Annotated in this window: 18 protein-coding genes and 1 pseudogene; 9 read left to right on the top strand and 10 right to left on the bottom strand. The window is 70.5% G+C overall.

The genetic code is table 11. The annotated features are described in order from the left end of the window. Positions 1–3 precede the first annotated feature (3 nt). The 5 genes from ACZ4VA_RS11255 to ACZ4VA_RS11235 all read right to left on the bottom strand — a co-directional run bounded on the left by ACZ4VA_RS11255 (position 4) and on the right by ACZ4VA_RS11235 (position 5,826). Entirely contained in the window at positions 4–738 is a 735-nt protein-coding gene (locus ACZ4VA_RS11255; protein ID WP_355793169.1) for a glycoside hydrolase family 16 protein, read from the bottom strand. Positions 739–956: 218 nt separating this feature from the next. Beyond that, complete coding sequence (locus ACZ4VA_RS11250) at positions 957–2,012, bottom strand: phosphotransferase family protein (protein ID WP_452921189.1); 1,056 nt, start codon at positions 2,010–2,012, stop codon at positions 957–959. A gap of 478 nt (positions 2,013–2,490) precedes the next feature. Next, positions 2,491–3,705 (bottom strand): glycoside hydrolase family 16 protein, encoded by a 1,215-nt coding sequence (locus tag ACZ4VA_RS11245; RefSeq protein ID WP_468080926.1) that lies wholly within the window; start codon positions 3,703–3,705, stop codon positions 2,491–2,493. Positions 3,706–4,187: 482 nt separating this feature from the next. Further along, on the bottom strand, positions 4,188–4,583 hold the full coding sequence (locus ACZ4VA_RS11240) for a hypothetical protein (RefSeq protein WP_468080924.1): 396 nt from the start codon (positions 4,581–4,583) through the stop codon (positions 4,188–4,190). Positions 4,584–4,764: 181 nt separating this feature from the next. Beyond that, positions 4,765–5,826 carry an acyl-CoA dehydrogenase family protein gene (locus tag ACZ4VA_RS11235; protein ID WP_355785141.1) on the bottom strand — a complete coding sequence of 354 codons (1,062 nt, stop codon included), beginning with the start codon at positions 5,824–5,826 and terminating at the stop codon, positions 4,765–4,767. 100 nt (positions 5,827–5,926) lie between these two features. Between ACZ4VA_RS11235 and ACZ4VA_RS11230 the strand changes: the two genes are divergently transcribed. The 6 genes from ACZ4VA_RS11230 to ACZ4VA_RS11205 all read left to right on the top strand — a co-directional run bounded on the left by ACZ4VA_RS11230 (position 5,927) and on the right by ACZ4VA_RS11205 (position 13,048). Then, positions 5,927–6,283, top strand: a complete 357-nt coding sequence (locus tag ACZ4VA_RS11230; RefSeq protein ID WP_355785138.1) for a YciI family protein — start codon at positions 5,927–5,929, stop codon at positions 6,281–6,283. Beyond that, positions 6,283–7,524 carry an RNA polymerase sigma factor gene (locus ACZ4VA_RS11225; protein ID WP_355785135.1) on the top strand — a complete coding sequence of 414 codons (1,242 nt, stop codon included), beginning with the start codon at positions 6,283–6,285 and terminating at the stop codon, positions 7,522–7,524. Before ACZ4VA_RS11230 ends, ACZ4VA_RS11225 begins: the two co-directional genes overlap by 1 nt. Positions 7,525–7,754: 230 nt before the next feature. Further along, entirely contained in the window at positions 7,755–9,077 is a 1,323-nt protein-coding gene (locus ACZ4VA_RS11220) for an aldehyde dehydrogenase family protein (RefSeq protein ID WP_356164232.1), read from the top strand. 358 nt (positions 9,078–9,435) lie between these two features. Then, a complete protein-coding gene (locus ACZ4VA_RS11215) occupies positions 9,436–10,326 on the top strand; it encodes a glycoside hydrolase family 19 protein (protein ID WP_355785129.1) in 891 nt (296 codons plus the stop codon). Positions 10,327–10,430: 104 nt separating this feature from the next. After that, positions 10,431–11,801: a phosphoinositide-specific phospholipase C-related protein gene (locus ACZ4VA_RS11210; RefSeq protein WP_452921181.1), complete on the top strand. Its 1,371-nt coding sequence runs from the start codon at positions 10,431–10,433 to the stop codon at positions 11,799–11,801. A 131-nt stretch (positions 11,802–11,932) separates the two neighbouring features. Continuing rightward, positions 11,933–13,048 carry an endonuclease NucS domain-containing protein gene (locus tag ACZ4VA_RS11205; protein ID WP_355787218.1) on the top strand — a complete coding sequence of 372 codons (1,116 nt, stop codon included), beginning with the start codon at positions 11,933–11,935 and terminating at the stop codon, positions 13,046–13,048. A gap of 49 nt (positions 13,049–13,097) precedes the next feature. Here the strand turns inward: ACZ4VA_RS11205 and ACZ4VA_RS11200 are convergent, their stop codons facing one another. Continuing rightward, a complete protein-coding gene (locus ACZ4VA_RS11200) occupies positions 13,098–13,763 on the bottom strand; it encodes a hypothetical protein (protein ID WP_355787221.1) in 666 nt (221 codons plus the stop codon). Positions 13,764–13,869: 106 nt separating this feature from the next. Here ACZ4VA_RS11200 and ACZ4VA_RS11195 point away from each other — a divergent pair, with 106 nt between their 5' ends. Next, positions 13,870–14,784, top strand: coding sequence for an aldo/keto reductase (locus tag ACZ4VA_RS11195; protein WP_356242837.1), 915 nt, complete (start codon positions 13,870–13,872; stop codon positions 14,782–14,784). A gap of 64 nt (positions 14,785–14,848) precedes the next feature. On the opposite strand, the gene thrS is transcribed toward ACZ4VA_RS11195, so the two are convergent. The 4 genes and pseudogenes from thrS to ACZ4VA_RS11175 form a co-directional block, all read right to left on the bottom strand. Next, on the bottom strand, positions 14,849–16,084 hold the full coding sequence (thrS, locus tag ACZ4VA_RS11190) for a threonine--tRNA ligase (protein WP_468080918.1): 1,236 nt from the start codon (positions 16,082–16,084) through the stop codon (positions 14,849–14,851). A gap of 308 nt (positions 16,085–16,392) precedes the next feature. Beyond that, positions 16,393–16,794 (bottom strand): hypothetical protein, encoded by a 402-nt coding sequence (locus tag ACZ4VA_RS11185; RefSeq protein ID WP_356164222.1) that lies wholly within the window; start codon positions 16,792–16,794, stop codon positions 16,393–16,395. A gap of 184 nt (positions 16,795–16,978) precedes the next feature. Continuing rightward, positions 16,979–17,092 (bottom strand): annotated as a pseudogene (locus ACZ4VA_RS11180) (MerR family transcriptional regulator); the annotation flags it as partial. A gap of 147 nt (positions 17,093–17,239) precedes the next feature. Further along, positions 17,240–17,950, bottom strand: a complete 711-nt coding sequence (locus ACZ4VA_RS11175; protein WP_468080916.1) for a dienelactone hydrolase family protein — start codon at positions 17,948–17,950, stop codon at positions 17,240–17,242. A 379-nt stretch (positions 17,951–18,329) separates the two neighbouring features. Here ACZ4VA_RS11175 and ACZ4VA_RS11170 point away from each other — a divergent pair, with 379 nt between their 5' ends. Next, positions 18,330–18,728 (top strand): VOC family protein, encoded by a 399-nt coding sequence (locus ACZ4VA_RS11170; protein WP_356164218.1) that lies wholly within the window; start codon positions 18,330–18,332, stop codon positions 18,726–18,728. Between the two features lie 70 nt (positions 18,729–18,798). Beyond that, the gene (locus ACZ4VA_RS11165) at positions 18,799–19,908 is read left to right on the top strand and encodes an adenosine deaminase (RefSeq protein WP_356164216.1); all 1,110 of its coding nucleotides are present in this window, start codon (positions 18,799–18,801) and stop codon (positions 19,906–19,908) included.

Here is a 19,908-nt window from a genome sequence, read left to right as displayed (position 1 = left end):
GTGTCAACGCTGCCAAATTCGAACGAAGTCCACGAGCATGCGCGCCGAGACGCTGTCCGCGGACGGCGCGTAGGGCAGGCCGACGGCCAGGTTGAGGATGACCTCCATGGGCACGTGGGGAATACGTTCCGGGTCGGTCACCCGGAACCGTTCGACCCCATCCACGTACCAGACGAGTCTGTCCTTCTCCCAGAGCACCGCGAAGACGTGGAAGCCCTCGGCGAACCCGGCCGCGGTGAAGGTCCCCCTCTGCTTCCTCTTGGCGCCCTCGGCGTTCCGCCAGTGCACGAACATCGCCAGCTGATTCGGTGAGCCGAGGAACTCCATGATGTCGATCTCGGGTGGGGTGTAGCGGCTCGCGGGCATCATCCAGAACTCCGGTGCCATCCCGGCCTGCGCCGGGATGTGGATCGCCGCCTCGAAGTAGCCGTAGGTGAAGGTCTCTCGTGGCTGGGCGTACCAGTTGTCCCGGCCGGTGGAGATCATGCCGGACGCCCAGGGGTAGACCTTTCCGTCGCTGCCTGGCGTGGCCCTGCGCTGGGCGGTGAGGGTCAGCTTCCCCCCGCTCACGGCGACCTGACCGGGCTGGTACCACTCCAGTTCGTTGTTGCTGCTGATGGTGCAGCCGCGCTCGTTCCAGTCGTAGCACGTGGTCCAGCGGTCCGTGGCGAGACGGGAGCCGTCGAACTCGTCGTGGAAGGCCATGCGCCAGTCGCCGGGTACCGGAGGCCGCGGCACCTCCGCTCCGGGCGTCGAAGTGCAGCCGCCGCATGCCACCGACAACAACATGAGCACTCCGAGCACCACACCCCGTGACGTCATGGACGGGTGCGCATCCCGGCCGCGACGGCGCCGGCCACTCGGCGCGCGGCGAAACCACTGCTCGCGACGAACCGCAACACGGGGCCGAAGGCGCAAGCGGCAGCCAGTTTCGTCTCGCGCGGCGCCGAGGCGGGTCACGGCCGCGTACCGGCCCAGCGGGCGCATTCGTCGACCACGGGTGCGACCGTGTGCGTGAGCCAGCCGTAGCTGCGGCCGAACCTCGGAGACTTGCGGACGTTGTTCGCCACATGCCACAGCCAGCTCAGCAGGGGAATGGCCACCGGGTCGGCGACACCGTGGTCCGGGTTCAGTCCGGCCAGGGCGAGCAGGGCACGGTCGGCGTCCGGTACCCGGCCGGCGCGCAGCGTATCGGCGACCAGGCCACCCAGCGGGCGGCCGGTCACGGTACTGCGCAAGGCCATGACGAAGGAGTAGGCGTCTATCTCGCACGGCCCGTCGGCGCGGCCGCTGCTCCAGTCGAAGACACCGGTGACCTGGAGGGGGTCGCCGTCGAGCAGCACGTTGCCGGGGTGGTAGTCGCCATGGGTCCAGCCCTCGGTCAGCACAGCTCCGGCCAGGGCCGCGTCCAGCCGGTGGCGCAGGGTCTCGAATCCGGCCGCTCGCCGACCGGACCGGTAGAGAGGCATTCCGGCGGAGAGGGCGGTCAGCTGCGACTCGCACCAGGCCGGGATACGGTCGGCCGCTTTGCGGCCACGGCCGGTGGCGGCCCGCAGCTCGGCCAGCAGCCGCATGGCGGGAGCTGCGACGGCGAACGGGTCCTCTGGGGCGTCCAGGATCAGTCGTTCAGCCGGAATGCCCGGGAGCCGGCTCTGGGCAACGGTTCCCGAGGGTTCGGAAGAGCCGGCGAGCCGGGGCAGGAGAGGACGCCAGGGAGCGAGTCGGTTGTCGGCCTCGAGTTCTTGCAGGACTTCCCGCTCTCGCGCCATGACGTGGGCCCCGGCCTCATTCCTGGGGTGCTTGACCACTAGTCTTCCTGCGCCGTGTCGCAGCTCGAAGACCAGCAGGCCCGCCTCGGGCAGCGAGGGTCGCCGGACCACGGTGATGTCTTTGCGACCGGCGCCGCGCATGAGCCAGTGAGCCCGGAGGCGGTCGTCGAGGCCTGCCAGTGCGCGCGGGAAGTAGAGGGGCAGCAAACCGGAGAGCGAGGACATCTTGGCGGGAGTCTTCATACCAGACCTTGCCAGGCCTTCCGCTGCACGACCCGCGCATGCGGGGAATCCATGAACAGGGTCGGTATGCAGCCGTCGAAGCTATGGAATAGCTTGAGAATTTCTACCCATATCGTACCTTTCCGGACGAGATTCTCGGAATGGACCGTAGCGGTGGGCTTGCTGGAGTGGTGCCCGTGCTCCTTGCCGAATCGGCAACCATCCGCTGCATCGCGGCAGGCTGGGCGAGGTGCGCACGGTCTGGCGGGCCGGATCCTGGCGCCGTTCAGTCTGCTCCGCACCCGGCCACCAGTGGCGCCGTGGACGTGACCAAGGCGTGCGAGCAGGCCGATGCCGTAGTCCTGCAGCGCACCGATTGGCCCCAGTGCCAGTACATGACCACTCGCCTCGTACATCGCCCGTCCCATGGCATCGGCGCTTCGGGGGCCGATCTCCTTGGGACGGGCGTGAGTCGCCGTCGCCCGGGGCGTCGACGGGATCAGCGCTGCCAGGCCCTCACGTAGTCGACCATCATGTCCGCGGGGACCAGGTTGGTTCCGCTGTGACTGGGGTTGATGGCGTTGTTGAGGATCAGGTACATCGGGGCGGAGGTGACCCCGGAGGTGATCTGACCGACCTGCTTGCCGTCGTAGTAGTACGTAACGGAACCCTGCTTCCATTCGGCGCCGAAAGTGTGCCAGCCGCCGGAGTAATTGCCGGAAGCACAACCTCCCGGACCGCCTGCCGTGGAATGGAAGTGATAACAGGCCGAGCCGCCCAGGCCCTCCAGGACGTCCAGCTCGCCATCCGTCGGCCAGTTCTGTCCGTCCAGCCAGAAGGACGGCCAGTTGGCCATCTGCGTTCCGGAGGAGGGCGTATAGATGCGGGCCTCGAAAGCGCCGTAAGTGAACTGTGCCTTTCCGTTGCTGGTCACCAGGCCGGAAACGTTGGGATACGTCTTGCCGCTGACGGTGGTCGGCTTTGCGATGAGCTTGAGATGGAGGGAGCCGTCGCCGACAGTGACCTGGGACGGAGAATAGGCGGACCCTTCAGCGGAGTTGGGCGGCTTGGTGTCGCACTCGGAACAACCGAACCAGTTCGAGTTCCACTTGGAACCGTCAAGCTGGGTGCCATTGAACTCGTCACTGAATACAGGGCGCCATGCGCCGGCGATACCCACGGGCGCAGCGGCGTTCGAGGGCGGCGCAGAGGATGGTGCGCTGGGGGTGGGTGTAGCTGTTGGAACGGGAGGCGGCGATTGCGTAGGGGTGGACGCAGGAGTCGAAGCCGTCGGCGTCGGTGTTGGCATCGTTGTGGAGCCGGTGCCGGAGGTGAAGGACTTCACCGGGGAGAGGCTGTGCCAGTTGCCGTGAGACTTGTACGCGACGAAATATGTGTAGGCGCCCGCCGGGAATGTACGCGAGCCCGAGGTGTACGTGGTGGGCGTGGTCCTCAGAGTGGTCGCGGTGGCCCCGGGGAAGTCGTATTGACCGCCATCGGCGGATCGCACGGCGACAGTCAGCGCCTGCAGTTTGACTGTTCTGATGCCATGGACCGTGGCGGTGGCTTTGGTCTGTCCGTTCGCGGCCGCCGATACGGACAGGGAATCGACCACGATGTTGGTGGTGGCGGCATCCGCCGGGTCTGTTTGTGTAAGGAGCCCTCCGACCACTGCGGCAGTGGCGAGCGAAAGTGCTGCCAGCTTCGTTCGCATAGCGCGCGAACGACGGTGCTTCGGCGTATCAACTGTGCAATTCATTGGCATGTACGCGTGACCTTTCGCCCCCATGTGGCAGTCGAGCCATGATCGAGAGGTGAGTGGTGGAGACTGAATGGTCATGGACTCTGCGTGAGGCGAACCCAATCCGCAAGTGCTCGACCGACGCCGAAGCATGCCGGTAATCCTTCGACATTCCTGTCGGGCAGCCGAGTTGGCCAACTCGAGGCGGATTCAGTGATGTCCGACACGTCAGAAATAATTCGGGCATAAGGGTCGAATTATGCGCGTCTGGTGTTCAGTGACCGACGGGGCCACGTCGCGGACAGGCCCGCTGCGGCTGCCGCCGTTTCCTGTCCCTGACCCAGGATGCGAGGAGCGGCTGCCACTTGAACTCGCCCTCGCCGCCTTGCCGTCGACCAGGGGCCGCTGGACGGGCAATGGCGGAGCAGGGTGTCGTAACCCCCGCTACGTGCGGGTCACCTGTCGACGAACCGGTGTCTGGTGCCCGCCGGCGAGGTGAAGAGCCGGCCATCACGGACCTGCCATTCGCTCGTTCCGGCAATTTCGTGGCTGACGAGGAACAGGCCTTGGACGAGGTCTCCGTCATCGTCGGAAGCGGGGATCCGAGCGATCTCCTTGATCTGGTCGGCGAACCAGTCCACGGCGGACTCACGGATGTCAGCCCCGTAGAAGATGTAGTGGGCCCAGTTGACGTGTCGGCGCGGGGAGCCCCACCCATCGGAGTAGTGGTCGTCCTCATGAGAGGAGATGACCTTGCGGACGGCGGCGAGTTGCGTCGCGTCGCACTCCAGCCCCCCTCTGATCGACTCGTACACGCCCATGAGCTGTCCTCTCTTGCTCTCCAGCAGCACTCCGACAGCCTTCGGCTGACGTCGGCTGCGTAGGCAACCCGGTCGGCGGCCCGCCGCAATTTCACGGCGTCGGACTGCATCTGGTCCAGGTACCTGTCCCCGGGGATGGTGCCGTCCGCCGGCCAGGCACCCCGCGTCCGGGTCCGGGGGAGCCGTCAGCCGAGCCGAGCCGGGTGGCCGCTCAGGCCTCGTCCTCGGGAGTCGCGAGCGCAGCGAGGTGCGCCGTGCGTACCTCGGTCGTCTGGCCCTGCACCAGCAGGAACAGCCCCTCCCGGGCCAGCCGTTGCGCCGGGCCGGCGAGGTCCATCGACCGTCCGCCGCCGGCCACGACCGCCGCCGTCGTGGCCGCCCGCATCAGGTCGTAGGCCCGCGTCTTGCAGGCCAGCCGCTCCGCGACGCGCTCCTGCGGGTGGGGATGGTCGGCCAGCGCGTACGCCTGTTCACGCACCCGGCCCAGCCGGGCACGCAGGTCACGCGCGGTCTCCCCGGCGACGGGATCGCCGTCCAGCAGCGCGAGCGCCGCCTCCGCGACCCCGAAGACGGCCGGGGAGGCGTTGGTGTTCCTCGGCCGGTCGGCGGCCGCCCACGTCTCGAACGGCACGCGCAGCGCCACGGCCTCCTCAGGGAGCCACAGGCCGTCCAGCGCGAGGGAGACCGTGCGGGAGGCGGTGAGCGCCGCCAGCCGCATCGGCGGCGACGGACGCAGCCCCGGCTGCTCGCGTGCCTCCGTGAACGCGAACAGCGCCTCACCCGACTCGGTCACACCGGCCAGCAGCATCACATCGTTCAGGCCCCAGCCCGTGTACCAGGGGACCGTCCCGTCGAAGCGCCGCCCGCCGCGCTCCCGCGTCACCCGGACCGGCACGCGCGGAAACGCCCGCAGCTGCGCGTACGCCACCCCCGACAGCAGCTCCCCACGCGCCAGAGGACCCAGCAGCCGCTCCCGCACCGGCAGGTCGCTCCTGGCGAGGGTCTGCACCGGCGTGTGGTGCTGGGTCTGGACGAACCACGTCGAGCAGCACGCGCCCGCGAGGATCTCGGCGACCTCCCGGGCCACCGCGGCGGGCGCGGCCGACCCGCCGTACTCCACCGGAGCGCTCACCCCGAGCAGCCCCGCCCGCCTGATCGCGTCGAGGTGGCCGGCCGGCACTCCCTCCTGGTCCACCCGCTGCGCCGCGGGCGCCAGCAGCTCGGCCGCCAGCCGCCGCGCACGGGTGACGAGAGGGTGCGGTGCGGTGGTCATCGGAGAAAATCCTCCCGGTGTCGTCGTGTCCGGTGTCGATCCCGCGGTCTCCCGTTCGTGTAGGCAGTGACAAGCGGGTCGACACCGAGGAGGACACGTCATGAAGCACTACCTGTTGAGCGTGATGCAGCCGGTGGGAGAGCCGCCTGAGCCGGAGGTGCTGGAAGAGATCATGCACAGGGTGGAGGGGTTCCACGCCGAGCTGCGCGCCGCCGACGCCTGGGTCTTCGCCGGAGGACTGCACGGCCCGGAGACGGCCACCGTGCTGCGGGCAGGTGAGGGCGGCGACGTCCTGGTCACCGACGGCCCCTACACGGAGAGCAAGGAGTACCTGGGCGGGATCTGCCTCATCAAGGCCCCCGATCTCGACGCGGCCCTCGACTGGGGCCGCAGGGCGGCGCGGGCGACCACGCTCCCGATCGAGGTGCGCCCGTTCATGGGCGAAGCCGACGGCTGATGGAGACCACCGGCGCGGAGATCGAGGCCGTGTTCCGCGCGGAGTACGGCCGCGCCGTCGCCGTGCTCGTCCGCTTCCTCGGCGACATCGACCACGCCGAGGAAGCGGTCCAGGACGCGTTCACGACGGCCGTGCGGACCTGGCCGGAGACCGGTGTGCCGCCGAGTCCGGCCGGCTGGATCATCACCACCGCCCGCAACCGCGCCGTCGACCGGCTGCGGCGCGAGTCCTCGCGGCAGAGCCGGCACGCGGAGGCGGCCCGCCTGTACGCGCCGGACGCACCGGCCGAGGAGGGCCCCGTGCGCGACGACCGGCTCCGTCTGATCTTCACCTGCTGCCACCCGGCCCTCTCCCGACAGGCGCAGGTCGCCCTGACCCTGAGGCTGCTCGGCGGTCTCACCACCGCGCAGATCGCCCGCGCCTTCCTCGTGCCCGAGCCGACGATGGCCCAGCGGCTCGTCCGGGCGAAGGCCAAGATCCGCGACGCCCGCATCCCGTACCGGGTCCCGCGCGACGCCGACCTGCCCGACCGCGTGGCAGGGGTGCTGGCCGTCGTCTACCTCGTCTTCAACGAGGGGTACGGCGGCCGGCCCGACCTGTGCCGGGAGGCGATCCGTCTGGGGCGCCTGCTGACCGAGCTGATGCCGGACGAGCCCGAGGCCCTGGGGCTGCTCGCGCTGATGCTGCTGGTGGAGTCCCGGCGTCCCGCGCGTGAGACCCCCGACGGGGAGCTGGTTCTCCTCGCCGACCAGGACCGCTCCCGCTGGGACCGCGAGCTGATCGCCGAGGGGCAGGAACTCGTACGCCGGTGCCTGCGCCGCGACCGGCCCGGCCCCTACCAGATCCAGGCCGCCGTCAACGCCGTCCACAGCGACGCTCCGGACGCCGCCGCCACGGACTGGTGGCAGATCCGCCGGCTGTACGACCAGCTCATGGCCCTCGCCCCGAGCCCGGTCGTCGCCCTCAACCGCGCCGTCGCGGTGGCCGAGACGTCCGGTCCGCAGGCCGCCCTCGCCCTGACCGGACAACTGGACCTGGACGGGTACCACGCCTACCACGCCGTACGGGCGGATCTGCTGAGCCGCCTGGACCGGCGGGCGGAGGCGGCCCAGGCCTACGAGGCCGCCCTCGCGCTGACCGCCAACCCGGGGGAGCGTGCCGTCCTGGAACGCCGCCGGAGGGAGCTGGACGAGCGCCGCACGGACCCAACCCCGCCCGCCCCGCCCGCCGAGCCTCCCTGACGCCGACCGGGGCGGAGATGGAGCCCGTTCACGCACCCCGCGGTCCGTGAATGCCGTACGACTCACCGACGCACAGAGCGGGGACGAGCCGACGGCCGCGCGGAAACACGGAGGCCGGAGTGCCCGGAATTTATTTGGGCACATGAAAGGTTGGTATATACATCGAGACGTCCGACCAGCTCACGAGCACCACGCGCGGCTTCACGGCCGCGCCCGACCAGCGAGGCACCGTGAACCACTCCACCCCCGAGCAGCCCGCCGACGTCGTCGCCCGGCTGCGCGCCACCTTCCGCTCCGGCCGCACCCAGCCCCTCGAATGGCGCACGAGCCGGCTGAAGCAGCTGCGCGAGCTGCTCACCGCCCACGGTGAGGACCTCGCCGCCGCGCTCCACGAGGACCTCGGCAAGAGCTCCACCGAGGCGCATCGCACGGAGATCGACTTCACCATCCGCGAGATCGACCACACCCTCGAGCACCTGGACACCTGGCTGCGCCCCGAGTCCGCGCCCGTCCCCGCACACCTCGGCACCGACGCCACGGCGTGGACGCGGTACGACCCGCTCGGCGTCGTCCTGGTCATCGCCCCCTGGAACTATCCGGTGCAGCTCCTGCTCACGCCGCTGCTCGGCGCGCTGGCCGCGGGCAACACGGTGGTCGCCAAGCCCAGCGAGCTGGCTCCCGCCACGTCCGCCGCACTGGCCCAACTGCTGCCGCGCTACCTGGACACCGACGCGGTCGCCGTCGTCGAGGGCGGCGTCCCGGAGACCACGGCCCTGCTGGCCGAGCGCTTCGACCACATCTTCTACACCGGCAACGGCACCGTGGGCCGCGTCGTCATGCGGGCCGCCGCGGAGCACCTCACGCCGGTCACCCTCGAACTGGGCGGCAAGTCACCGGCGTTCGTGGACCGCGACGCGGATCCGGCCGTCGTCGCCGACCGTCTCGTGCGCGGCAAGTTCCTGAACGCCGGGCAGACCTGCGTCGCACCCGACTACGTGTTGACCGACCCCGCGACCGCGCGCGCCCTGGAGCCGGAGCTGGCCCGCGCCGTCGAGGCCCTCTTCGGAGCCGACCCGAGTACCTCCCCGGAGTACGGACGGATCGTCAACGAACGGCACTTCGACCGGCTCGGCGCCCTGCTCGACTCCGGGCGGACCGTGATCGGCGGCACGTCCGACCGGGCCGCCAAGTACATCGCGCCGACCGTGCTGGCCGACGTCGATCCCGCGTCGCCCGTGATGCGGGAGGAGATCTTCGGCCCGGTCCTGCCGATCGTCACCGTGGCGGACCTCGACGAGGCCATCGGCTTCATCAACGACCGCGACAAGCCGCTGGCGCTGTACGCCTTCACCGAGTCGGACGACACGCGCCACCGCCTCGCCGCCGAGACGTCCTCCGGCGGCCTCGGGTTCGGTCTCCCGCTGGCTCATCTGACCGTCTCCGACCTGCCGTTCGGCGGAGTCGGCGAGAGCGGCATGGGTAGCTACCACGGGCGCTACTCGATCGACACGTTCAGCCACCGCAAGGCGGTGCTGGAGAAGCCGCTGCGCTGAGCCGCGCGACGACACGGCCCGGGTCCGTCGAGGACGGCCCGGGCCGTCGGCGTGTGCGTGCCAGGCAGTGGCCGTGAGCCCGCCGGTGTCCGTGAGTTGTCCGGTGTGCGTGGGGCCGGCGGAGGCGGTGAGTCGCTCAACCTCCGCCCGTCGGGGGGCGGTTCGGTGCCAACGTTGTCAGATCCGACTGGTCTACACCCTTGACTGGTACAGACCAAAGCGGTTGAGTGTGGCCTCACAACCCCCCACCGCGGCCGCCCCCGACGCCGTGGCCGGCGCGGTCCGGCGCGTTCGTGCGGGCCTGCTCCGCTCCGCCCTGTGCCGGGCGCGGCCGTGTTCGCGAAGGAGTCGATTTCCTGTGTCGAGACGCCGAATCTCCGCCGTCATGGCCGCCCTCATCATCGGCACGGCCGCGCCGGTCCTCATGCCGGCCGCGGACGCGTCCGCCGCGTCCTGTTCTAGCTACCCCTCCTGGGTCGCCGGGAAGTCCTACGTCACCGGCAACATCGTGCGGTACACCGACGGCAAGGCTTACATCGCCGAACACGACAACCCGGGCTACGACCCGACCATCAGCACCTGGTACTGGGAGCCGTACGCCTGTGACGGCGGGTCCACCACGCCCTCCGACGGCTTCGTCGTGAGCGAGGCGCAGTTCAACCAGATGTTCCCGAACCGGAACTCGTTCTACACGTACAACGGGCTGAAGGCCGCCCTCAGTTCCTACCCCGGCTTCGCGAACACCGGCAGCGACACGGTCAAGAAGCAGGAGGCCGCCGCCTTCCTCGCCAACGTCAACCACGAGACCGGCGGTCTGGTCCACGTGGTGGAACAGAACACCGCCAACTACCCCCACTACTGCGACTGGAGCCAGCCCTACGGGTGCCCGGCCGGCCAGTCCGCGTACTACGGCCGCGGCCCCATCCAGCTCAGCTGGAACTTCAACTACAAGGCCGCGGGCGACGCGTTGGGCATCGACCTGCTGCGCAACCCCAACCTGGTGCAGACCGACGCGTCCGTGGCCTGGAAGACCGGCCTCTGGTACTGGAACACCCAGAGCGGACCGGGCACGATGACGCCGCACAACGCGATGGTCAACAGCGCGGGATTCGGCCAGACCATCCGCAGCATCAACGGCTCGCTGGAATGCGACGGCAGGAACCCGGCGCAGGTCCAGAGCCGGGTGGACGCCTACCAGCGGTTCGTGCAGATCCTCGGCACGTCGGCCGGCGGCAACCTCTACTGCTGAGTAATCCCGCCGGTTCTGCACTGTCAGGTGCATGGCAGGTGCGGCATCCTGTGTTCGCCTTCGCTCCTCCCCGTCGTCCGGCACGGAAGGACACCGTCACAGTGATGCCGCATCCCCGCCCCCTGCGCCCCCTGCTCGCCGTCACCGCCGCAGGCGCGGCGCTCGCCTCCGTCCTCCTCGGCCCCGGTCCCGCGAGCGCCGCCGACGTGCCCGCCGCCGGCGCCTACTACGTCCAGAGCGCGACCACCGGTCTCAACGCCGCCGACAGCGGGGGAGCGGTCGTGCAGCACAACCCCAGAGGCGACGAGGACCACCAGCGGTGGACGCTGCGGGCCGGTGGATCCTCGTACGTCCTGGAGAGCGCCGACAGCGCGGGCAGCTGTCTCGGCCGCTCGGGGGACCAGGCCAGAACGGCGCCCTGCGACAGCGGCGACGCCGCGTGGGAGGTCATCCCGGCCGGGTCCGACCGGTACACCCTCAAGGTCCCCGGGGCGGACCGGTACCTGACCGTGGGCGCCGCGCCGGCCGGCTCCACCTACCCGGCCCAGCTGGTGGTCGGCGCCGCCGGGGACCTCGCGGCCTTCTACCTCACCCCCGTGGACCCGGTCACCTCCCCGATGCCTCCCGAGGACCGGCGCACCCTGGACCAGGTCACGTTCCTCACCGCCCACAACGCCTACGCCAACGGAGTGGACGGCGGCTTCGCCCCGCCCTTCGTCAACATGTTCCCGAACCAGAGCCGCGGCATCGACCGGCAACTCGCCGACGGGGTACGGGGTTTCATGCTCGACATCCACCAGACCCCGGACGGCGCGATCCTCTGCCACAACAGCTGCACCCTCGTCAGCAGGCCGGTCGCTCTGTGGGTCGACCTCCAGCGCATGGTGAACTTCCTGAAGCAGCACCCCGACCAGTTCGTCACCGTGTTCCTGGAGGACTACGTCGACCCCGGCGTCCTGCGCGCCGAACTCGCCCGCGTGAACGGCCTGTCCGACGTCCTCTACCGCCCCGACCGGACCGGCGTGCGCCAGAACGGCTGGCCCAGGATGGCCGACCTGCTGGCCGCGGACGACCGGCTGCTCATCTTCACCGACCACAGCCGCGCCGCCGACGAGTCGGCGGGCCTCACCCGGGACAGCTTCGGCGTCATGTACCAGCGGGAGTGGACGGTGGAGAACTACTGGTCCATGGGATCAGGGCTCGGTTCCTCCGACTGGTCCTGCTACAGCCGCTGGTACGACATCCCGCTGACCCGCACGGAGGGCGCCTTCCGTCCGCTCTTCGTCATGAACCACTTCCGCGACGCCACGATCGCGTCCACGGCCTCCACGGACAACACCAAACTCGCCGACCGCGCCCAGCGCTTCTGCCGCCCCGCCGCCCGAAAGAAGCCCAACTTCCTGGCCGTGGACCGCTACGACCTCGGCAACCCGACGGCAGCGGTGAACACGTTGAACACGTACACGTATCCGTAGAGGTTTCGGGGTGCGGCAGTTCGGCGACGGGGCCCGGCGATCGCGGGCCGCGTGTGAAGCCTCGGCGGCATACTGTCCCGAGCCATGACCGGCGGACGGGACCTGTCATGCGACCGGAGGGGGGAACCGAAATGCCGCTGGAGTTCGGACTGTGGCGCGTGGACGACAAACCCGTGCGCGTCCTCAAGCGGCCGATGCCCCTGGAGTCCCGGCTCGAGGAACTCATCGAGGCGGATCCCGGCATCCTGGGGCATCCGCTGCTGCTGATAGGCCGTCAGGTTCCTACGCAGTACGGCAAGGTCGTCGACCTGCTCGGCATGGACGCCGAGGGGGGTCTGCACGTTCTGGAGCTCAAGAGGGACCGCACACCGCGCGAGGTGGTGGCCCAGGTGCTCGACTACGGTTCCTGGGTCCAGGCGCTCACCAACGAGCAGATCCGCGAGATCTACTCGTCCTACGCTCGTGGCAGGGGGCTTCCGGAGGAACTGGACGAGGCGTTCGCGCTGCGGTTCGGCGGCACCCCGCCGGAAGCGCTCAACGCGACCCACGCCCTCACCATCGTCGCGAGTGAGATCGACGCGGCCACGGAGCGCATCGTCACGTATCTCGCGTCCGGGTTCCAGGTGCCGGTCAACGTGCTCTTCTTCCGCTACTTCGAGGACGAGGGCCGCTCCTACCTGGCCCGTACCTGGCTGATGGACGAGGCGGAGACCGCGGCACCGGCGGCCGGAGGGAAGGGGCGCGGAAAGCAGGAGCCGTGGAACGGGACGGACTGGTACGTGTCGTTCGGCGATGAGCCTGGCGGCCGGAACTGGGACGACGCCTGTCGCTACGGATTCGTGTCGGCCGGCGGCGGGGAGTGGTTCTCGCGGACGTTGCGCTCCCTGCCACTCGGGGCGCGAATCTTCACCCACATACCCAAAGTGGGATACGTGGGTGTCGGCACGGTCTCCGGGGAGGCGCAGCCCTACGAGGACGCCGTTCTCGAAGTCGACGGTGACAGTCGGCGGATGGCCGACCTCCCCCTGACGGGCACCTACCGACGGGCCGGGGAGACGGCGGACCCGGGCGGGGAGGACGCTCGCGAGTGGGTCGTCCCGGTCACCTGGGAACGTGCCGTGCCGCGTGAGGCGGCGTTGTGGCGCACCGGGTTCTTCGCCAACCAGAACTCCGCGTGCAAGCTCCGCGCCCGCTTCACGATCGAAGAAGTGTCCCGCCACTTCGGCATCGACGCGGAGATCTCCTGATCGACGTCCAGCACGACCCAGCCCACCCGGGCGGATCCCGGCCCCGAACTCACCCCCGCGGAAGGCCGATCTCCGCGAGGTCCTTCGTGAGGTCGGCCAGGGTGATGTCCGGGTTCAGGAGTGTGACCACTTCCTCCGTCAGGGGGAGGGACGAGTAGACGTGGCGGACCGCCTCCAGGGGGACCGGGACCTCGTAGTAGTCCTCGGCCCACCGCTGGTACGCCTCGGGTGAGCGGTCCACCAGCAGCTGGAAGAGGTGTCCGGCACCGTCCGGGTCCCCGGTCCGCGAGTCCGGGAAGTCGATCGCCCCGGCGCGCCAGGCGTCGTCGCCCGCCTCGCGCCACAGGCACACGGTCACGACGGGCATCCCGTCCTCGTCGCAGAACGCGGGCTCCTCGACGCACCCCCGGAACACCTCGGGCACCTCGTCCAGCACCCCGGGCCACGGGCCGTCGTTCGCGTAAGGGCTCATGGGCGACTCGTGGTCGAATCCACGGATGTAGACACCGGCGGACGAGAAGACGACGGAGTACTCGTCGCCGGAGCCGTTGCTCATCAAGGCCGAAGACTCCCGCTCCGGCCAGCGGTCGGCGAAGGAGTGGTGGCGGTCCGGCCCGTCAGGGTCCAGAACCGCATCCAGGACGGCCAGGGCACGGCAGTGCTCACGCAGAACGGCTGCACCGGGCAGCTGCCGCGCGACATCAAGTACGGTCACCCGCACATCAAAGCGCACGGCACTGACAGGGCGTAGGCCGAGAGCGGCTCCGAGCGACCCTTGCGGCTCGCGCCCGCGTTCACCTGACCTGTGGCACACTGCCGCGATGACTCCAGAGGCGATCACCGCGGCCGCCGCCGGCACGTGGACCATGGGCGATCTCGTCGTCAACCGCGTCGGGTTCGGCGCGATGCGGCTGACGGGCAGTGCCGCCTTTCACCAAGGGAAGCCAAGCGACCGGGACCGTTCGATCGCCGTGCTGCGGCGGGCGGTCGAGCTGGGCGTCAACCACATCGACACCGCCGCGTTCTACTTCTCGTCCCTGCGCTCCGCGAACGAACTCATCAACAGCGCACTGGCCCCGTACCCGGACGACCTGGTGATCGCGGCCAAGGTCGGGCCGTACCGCGACTACTCGGGGGAGTGGCTCGCCCCGGCGCGACCCGAGGACCTGCGCGGCCATGTCGAGGAGAACCTGCGCCAGCTCGGCCGCGACCACCTCGACCTCGTGTACCTGAGGCGCATGCGGCAGGAGTCGATCTCCGAGCACTTCGGCGCGCTGGCCGAGCTGCGCCAGGCCGGACTGATCCGGCACCTCGGTGTCTCCTCCGTCGAACTCCGGCACCTCGCCGAGGCCCAGGCCATCGCGCCGGTGGTGAGCGTGCAGAACCAGTACGGACTCGGTGCGTCGGACCCCGGGACCGACAACGTCCTGCGGTCGTGCGCGGAACAGGGCATCGCCTTCGTGCCGTTCTTCGCCATCGCGGGCAAGGGCGGTGCGCAGGGCGCGGACGCCCCGGCAGGCCCGGACGACGACGCCGTACAGGCCGTCGCGCGGGCGCACGATGCGACGCCCGCGCAGATCCGCCTGGCCTGGACGTTGCGGCAGGGCCCGCACGTGCTGGCCATCCCCGGCACCGGCAATCCGGACCACCTTGCCGAGAACGTGGCAGCGGGCGCGCTCCGACTCACGGACGAGGAGACGGCCCGCCTCGACGCGGTGCATCAGGCGGCCCGATGAGAGTGGCCCGCACGCACGGCGGGCCACTCCCCGCCCGCCTCAACCCCCGCTCGCCCGAGGTCTGTTACGCGGTGTCACCGGCCCACAGTTCGGTGCTGTGGGCGCCGACGAGAGCGCTGATGCGGGCGAGTACGTCACCGGCCGGACGCGGGTCCAGCCGGCGGCCGTCACGCAGGCGCAGAGCGACCTGATCGTCGACTGCCTCCTTGGCGCCGATGACGGCCTGGTAGGGAACCAGACGTTCCTCCCGGATGCGGGCGCCCAGGCTGCCGCGTTCCGGTCCCACGATCCGGGCACGCAGTCCGAGACGGGCGCAGCGATCGGCGAGGGCCGCGGCGTCGGTCAGTTCGTCGTCGGAGACCGGGAGCACGACCAGCTGAGTGGGGGCGAGCCAGGCGGGGAAGGCGCCGCCGTGCTGTTCGACGAGATGGGCGACGGCCCGCTCCACGCTGCCGATGATGCTGCGGTGGACCATGACCGGGCGGTGTCTGGCGCCGTCCGCACCGATGTAGTGCAGGTCGAACCGCTCGGGCTGGTGGAAGTCGACCTGGACGGTGGACAGGGTCGACTCCCGGCCCGCCGCGTCGGTGACCTGGACGTCGATCTTGGGCCCGTAGAACGCGGCCTCTCCCTCGGCTGCCTCGTAGGCCAGACCGGAGCGGTCGAGGACGTCGGTCAGCAGGGCGGTGGACCGTTCCCACTTCTCGGGTGCGGCGACGTACTTGCCACCGCGGCCCGGCAGGGAGAGACGGTAGCGGGTCGCGGTGATGCCGAGCGCCGCGTACGCCTGCGCGATCAACTCCAACGCCGCCCGGGCCTCCTCGGCGACCTGGTCCAGGGTGCAGAAGATGTGCGCGTCGTTGAGCTGGATGGCCCGCACGCGGGTCAGTCCGCCCAGCACGCCCGAGAGTTCGGACCGGTACATGCCGCCGAGTTCGGCCATGCGCAGCGGCAGTTCGCGATAACTGTGCGAGCGGGAGCGGTAGATCACCGCGTGATGCGGGCACAGGCTCGGCCGCAGGACGACCTGCTCCCCGCCGAGGTCCATCGGGGGGAACATGTCGTCGCTGTAGTGCGCCCAGTGCCCGGAGATCTCGTACAACTCCCGCTTGCCGAGGACGGGTGAGTACACGTGCTGATAGCCCGCCCGTCGCTCGGCGGCACGGATGTACTCCTCCAGGGCGTGCCGCACGGCGGCGCCGTCGGGCAGCCAGTACGGCAGGCCGGCGCCGATCAGGGGATCGGTGTCGAACAGGTCCAGTTCACGGCCGAGTCTGCGGTGGTCGTGCGCGGTGGTCATCGCGGTCTCCTCGCTGGTGGCGGAGCGAGTGGCCGGGCATACGACGCAGCCCCGGGGCACTCGCCCCGGGGCTGCGGATCAGGTCGTCTGTCAGCGCGCCGGGACACTCTCCGGCGTCGTCGTGATCATGGCAGCGCGCTTCATGACGGGGACGTTAGCAGGGCGCGGCGATGTCCACAGGTCATTTTTCGTCGGCCGTGCCCGGACGTGCGGAGGTGGCGACCCACCGTACGGACACCTGAACGCCCCGCTGTGACAACGCAGTTGCCCGATCGTGCACCGCACGCGGTGAACGGGCCGACGGCGAACTACGACTGGCGCGCGTCGGCGATCCGGTCCAGTTCCCGCATCGCCTCGCTGTGCGCGCTCATCCGGCGGCTCACCGTGCCGGTCGTGAACAACGCGACGCCGACGACCGACACCGGCACGGAGAGACCGAGTACGGCGAGCGCCTCGGGCCAGTCGCGCTCGTTCCCGCAGTAGTCGTATCGCTGCAGCCCGTCGTTGGCCGTGCCGCGATCCGTGAACAGCCGCGACTCGCACTCCCTGGGGTACTGGTCGTCGGGCTTCCTCTCGACCTCGTAAGGCGTCAGTACGAGCACGGCGCACCACGCCCACAGGAGTCCCGCCAGAGCCAGCAGGCCGATGCCCCAGCCGCGTATCCGGCCGGACCGGTCGCGGAAGTCGAGGTCGTACTCACGTGATCGCATGACGGACGAATCTAGTGGCCGCGCAGCCGTCTTCACACATCGGCCGGACGGACGAGAGCGCCCCGCGGGAGCCGAAGCCGCCCTCGCTGCCGGAGCCGCCGCGAGGGGCGAGCCGCGAACAGTGAGGAGCCGGCCGCCGATCCGCACGGCAGCGGCCCCGCGCGGCTAGCTGAGCCGCGCCGCGGGCGTACGCCTCGATCGCGCCCCGCTGGTACGCGGCCGGCCCCGGAGCGATCGCCTCGTACGCGGCGGGCCAGGCGTCGTTGTCCACACACGCGCGCCCGATGGCCCGGTAGTTGCCCGGTAGTCCTCGGCGGACACGGCGCGCAGCCCCGTCAACGCCCTGCGCGAGTTCCCCGAGTCGGCCGGGACCCTTCGGTGTCACCACCGATGCCGTTTTGGACGGGCACACCGACGCCGTTCCGGACCGCCGTGTGCCCGCCGGTCAGTCCAGCTGGTCGTGCAGGAAGGACACCGTGCTCTGCCAGGCCTGCGCGGAGGACTTCGGGTCGTGGACCTCGGGGCGGCCGTCGTTGAAGAAGGCGTGCTGGGCCGGATAGACGCGGAAGTCCGGCGTGATGCCGGACTGCTGCTGGATCGCGGCCCGCAGCTGGTCCAGCTTCTCCGGCGGGATGCTCGTGTCGAGCTCGCCGTAGTGCCCCTGGACCTGGGCCTTGAGGGCGGAGAAGTCGGGCAGCTCACCCTGGATGACGCCGTAGTACGGGACGGCCGCGCCGACCCGCGGGTCGGCCGCCGCCAGGTAGATCACGAAGCCGCCGCCCATGCAGAAGCCGACCGCGCCGACCGTCTCCGAGGTGACCTCCGGCAGGCCGAGCAGGTGGTCGACCGCGCCGGAGAGCAGCTCGACGCCGCGCGCCACGGGCAGGTCCTGCATCATCCGCAGGGCCTCGCCGCTCTCGTGGGCGACGTTGCCGCCGTAGAGGTCGGGAGCGAGGGCCACGAAGCCCTCCTGAGCGAGCCGGTCCGTGACGTCGGCGATGTGGTCGGTGAGGCCCCACCACTCCTGGATGACGATCACGCCGGGGCCCTGCCCGGACGGGGGCAGTGCCAGGTACCCGTGCGCGGTGGACCTGGCGCTGGGGAAGGTGACGTTCTGGTGGGCGGGGGCGCCGGTCGGCCTCGGCTTCTCGGTCATGCTTTCAACTCCTGTGGGGACAGCGCTGGGCGGGGGACTGGGTCCCGAGTCGATCTCCACGATGTCACGGGCGGACCCACACCCCGGTACCGGCCCGCGTGACCCGCCGGTACCGTCCGGCGACACCTATCCGTGCCGGTCCGCGACACCTACCCGTACCATCCGACGGCCCCCCCGGTACCGAGACGTAGGACCCGGCCGTACCGATCCGTGGGCCCGCAGACCCAGAGACCCTTCGTCCCGCCTCCAGGCGCCCGCGAGGACTCCCGAACACCGCCCCCGAACAGACGCCGCCGACCCCAGGCACCCCACCGTGGACACAGGCCCTTCGCCGATGCCGTACCCTAGCGTGTTACGTATAACTTCCGGAGAGGTCCTGATGAGACGCATCGCCCTGGTCACCCTCGTCGTCGACGACTACGACGAGGCGATCCGCTTCTACACCGAAGCCCTCGGGTTCCGGCTCGCCGAGGACGCCCCGCGGCCCGACGGCTCCCGCTGGGTCGTCGTCGAGCCGGGCGCCCCGGGCCAGGGCACCGGGCTGCTGCTGGCCCGCGCCAAGGACGACGCCCAGCGCGGCCGGGTCGGCGACCAGACCGGCGGGCGCGTGGGCTTCTTCCTGCACACCGACGACTTCGCCCGGGACCAGGAGAGGATGCGCCGCGCCGGTGTGACCTTCCTGGAGGAGCCGCGCCACGAGCCCTACGGCACGGTCGCCGTCTTCCAGGACCTGTACGGCAACCGCTGGGACCTGCTCCAGCCCGCCCCCGGCGCCTGAGCCCGCGCCCGCACCCCACTCCGCCCCACAAAGCCCGCCACCCGCACGACCAGCCGAGGAACCGAGACGCATGACCGCGCACCGCATCGACACCGACACCATCCGCCGCCTGCCGAAGGCGGTGCTGCACGACCACCTCGACGGCGGCCTGCGCCCCGCCACCCTGGTGGAGCTGGCCGCCGAGGTCGGCCACACGCTGCCCACCACCGACCCGCAGGCGCTCGCCGACTGGTACTACGAGGCCGCCAACTCCGGTGACCTGGTGCGGTACATAGCCACCTTCGAGCACACCCTCGCCGTCATGCAGACCCGCGAGGGCCTGCTGCGCACCGCCGAGGAGTACGTCCTCGACCTGGCCGCCGACGGGGTGGTCTACGGCGAGGTGCGCTACGCCCCCGAGCTGATGCTGAACGGCGGGCTGACCCTGCCCGAGGTCGTCGAGACGGTGCAGGAGGGCCTCGCGGCCGGTATGGCGAAGGCGGCGGCCGCCGGCACCCCGGTGCGGGTGGGCACCCTGCTGTGCGGGATGCGCATGTTCGACCGGACCCGGGAGATCGCGGACCTCGCGGTGGCGTTCCGGGACGGCGGTGTCGTCGGCTTCGACATCGCCGGCGCCGAGGACGGCTTCCCGCCGGCCGACCACCTGGCCGCCTTCGAGCACCTGCGCCGCGAGAGCGTCCCCTTCACCATCCACGCCGGTGAGGCGCACGGCCTGCCCAGCATCCACCAGGCCCTCCAGGTCTGCGGCGCCCAGCGCATCGGGCACGGCGTGCGCATCACGGAGGACATCGTGGACGGCAAGCTCGGCCGGCTCGCGGGCTGGGTGCGCGACCGCCGTATCGCCCTGGAGATGTGCCCGACGTCCAACCTCCAGACCGGCGCCGCGACCTCGATCGCGGACCACCCCATCACGGAGCTGCGCGACCTGGGCTTCCGCGTCACCCTCAACACCGACAACCGTCTGGTGTCCGGCACGACGATGACCCGCGAGATGTCCCTCCTGGTCGAGCACGCCGGCTGGACCGTCGAGGACCTGCGCACGGTCACGGTCAACGCCCTCAAGAGCGCCTTCATCCCGTTCGACGAGCGGGCCGCCCTCATCCGCGACGTCGTACTGCCCGGTTACGCCGCCGCGTCCGGGCGTACGGACGCGGCGGCCGCCGCTCACGCGGGCGTCTGA

Source organism: Streptomyces sp. NPDC028308, assembly GCF_055565855.1.
The sequence above is the reverse complement of the archived record's forward strand: the minus strand, read 5'-3'. Positions and strand labels throughout refer to the sequence as shown.

Excerpts from the sequence above, each read along its gene's own strand:
- ACZ4VA_RS11250 (WP_452921189.1), bottom strand. The coding sequence starts at position 2,012 with ATGAAGACTCCCGCCAAGATGTCCTCGCTCTCCGGTTTGCTGCCCCTC.
- ACZ4VA_RS11245 (WP_468080926.1), bottom strand. The coding sequence starts at position 3,705 with ATGCGAACGAAGCTGGCAGCACTTTCGCTCGCCACTGCCGCAGTGGTC.
- ACZ4VA_RS11235 (WP_355785141.1), bottom strand. The coding sequence starts at position 5,826 with ATGACCACCGCACCGCACCCTCTCGTCACCCGTGCGCGGCGGCTGGCG.
- ACZ4VA_RS11230 (WP_355785138.1), top strand. The coding sequence starts at position 5,927 with ATGAAGCACTACCTGTTGAGCGTGATGCAGCCGGTGGGAGAGCCGCCT.
- ACZ4VA_RS11225 (WP_355785135.1), top strand. The coding sequence starts at position 6,283 with ATGGAGACCACCGGCGCGGAGATCGAGGCCGTGTTCCGCGCGGAGTAC.
- ACZ4VA_RS11210 (WP_452921181.1), top strand. The coding sequence starts at position 10,431 with ATGCCGCATCCCCGCCCCCTGCGCCCCCTGCTCGCCGTCACCGCCGCA.
- ACZ4VA_RS11205 (WP_355787218.1), top strand. The coding sequence starts at position 11,933 with ATGCCGCTGGAGTTCGGACTGTGGCGCGTGGACGACAAACCCGTGCGC.
- ACZ4VA_RS11195 (WP_356242837.1), top strand. The coding sequence starts at position 13,870 with ATGACTCCAGAGGCGATCACCGCGGCCGCCGCCGGCACGTGGACCATG.
- thrS (WP_468080918.1), bottom strand. The coding sequence starts at position 16,084 with ATGACCACCGCGCACGACCACCGCAGACTCGGCCGTGAACTGGACCTG.
- ACZ4VA_RS11185 (WP_356164222.1), bottom strand. The coding sequence starts at position 16,794 with ATGCGATCACGTGAGTACGACCTCGACTTCCGCGACCGGTCCGGCCGG.
- ACZ4VA_RS11175 (WP_468080916.1), bottom strand. The coding sequence starts at position 17,950 with ATGACCGAGAAGCCGAGGCCGACCGGCGCCCCCGCCCACCAGAACGTC.
- ACZ4VA_RS11170 (WP_356164218.1), top strand. The coding sequence starts at position 18,330 with ATGAGACGCATCGCCCTGGTCACCCTCGTCGTCGACGACTACGACGAG.
- ACZ4VA_RS11165 (WP_356164216.1), top strand. The coding sequence starts at position 18,799 with ATGACCGCGCACCGCATCGACACCGACACCATCCGCCGCCTGCCGAAG.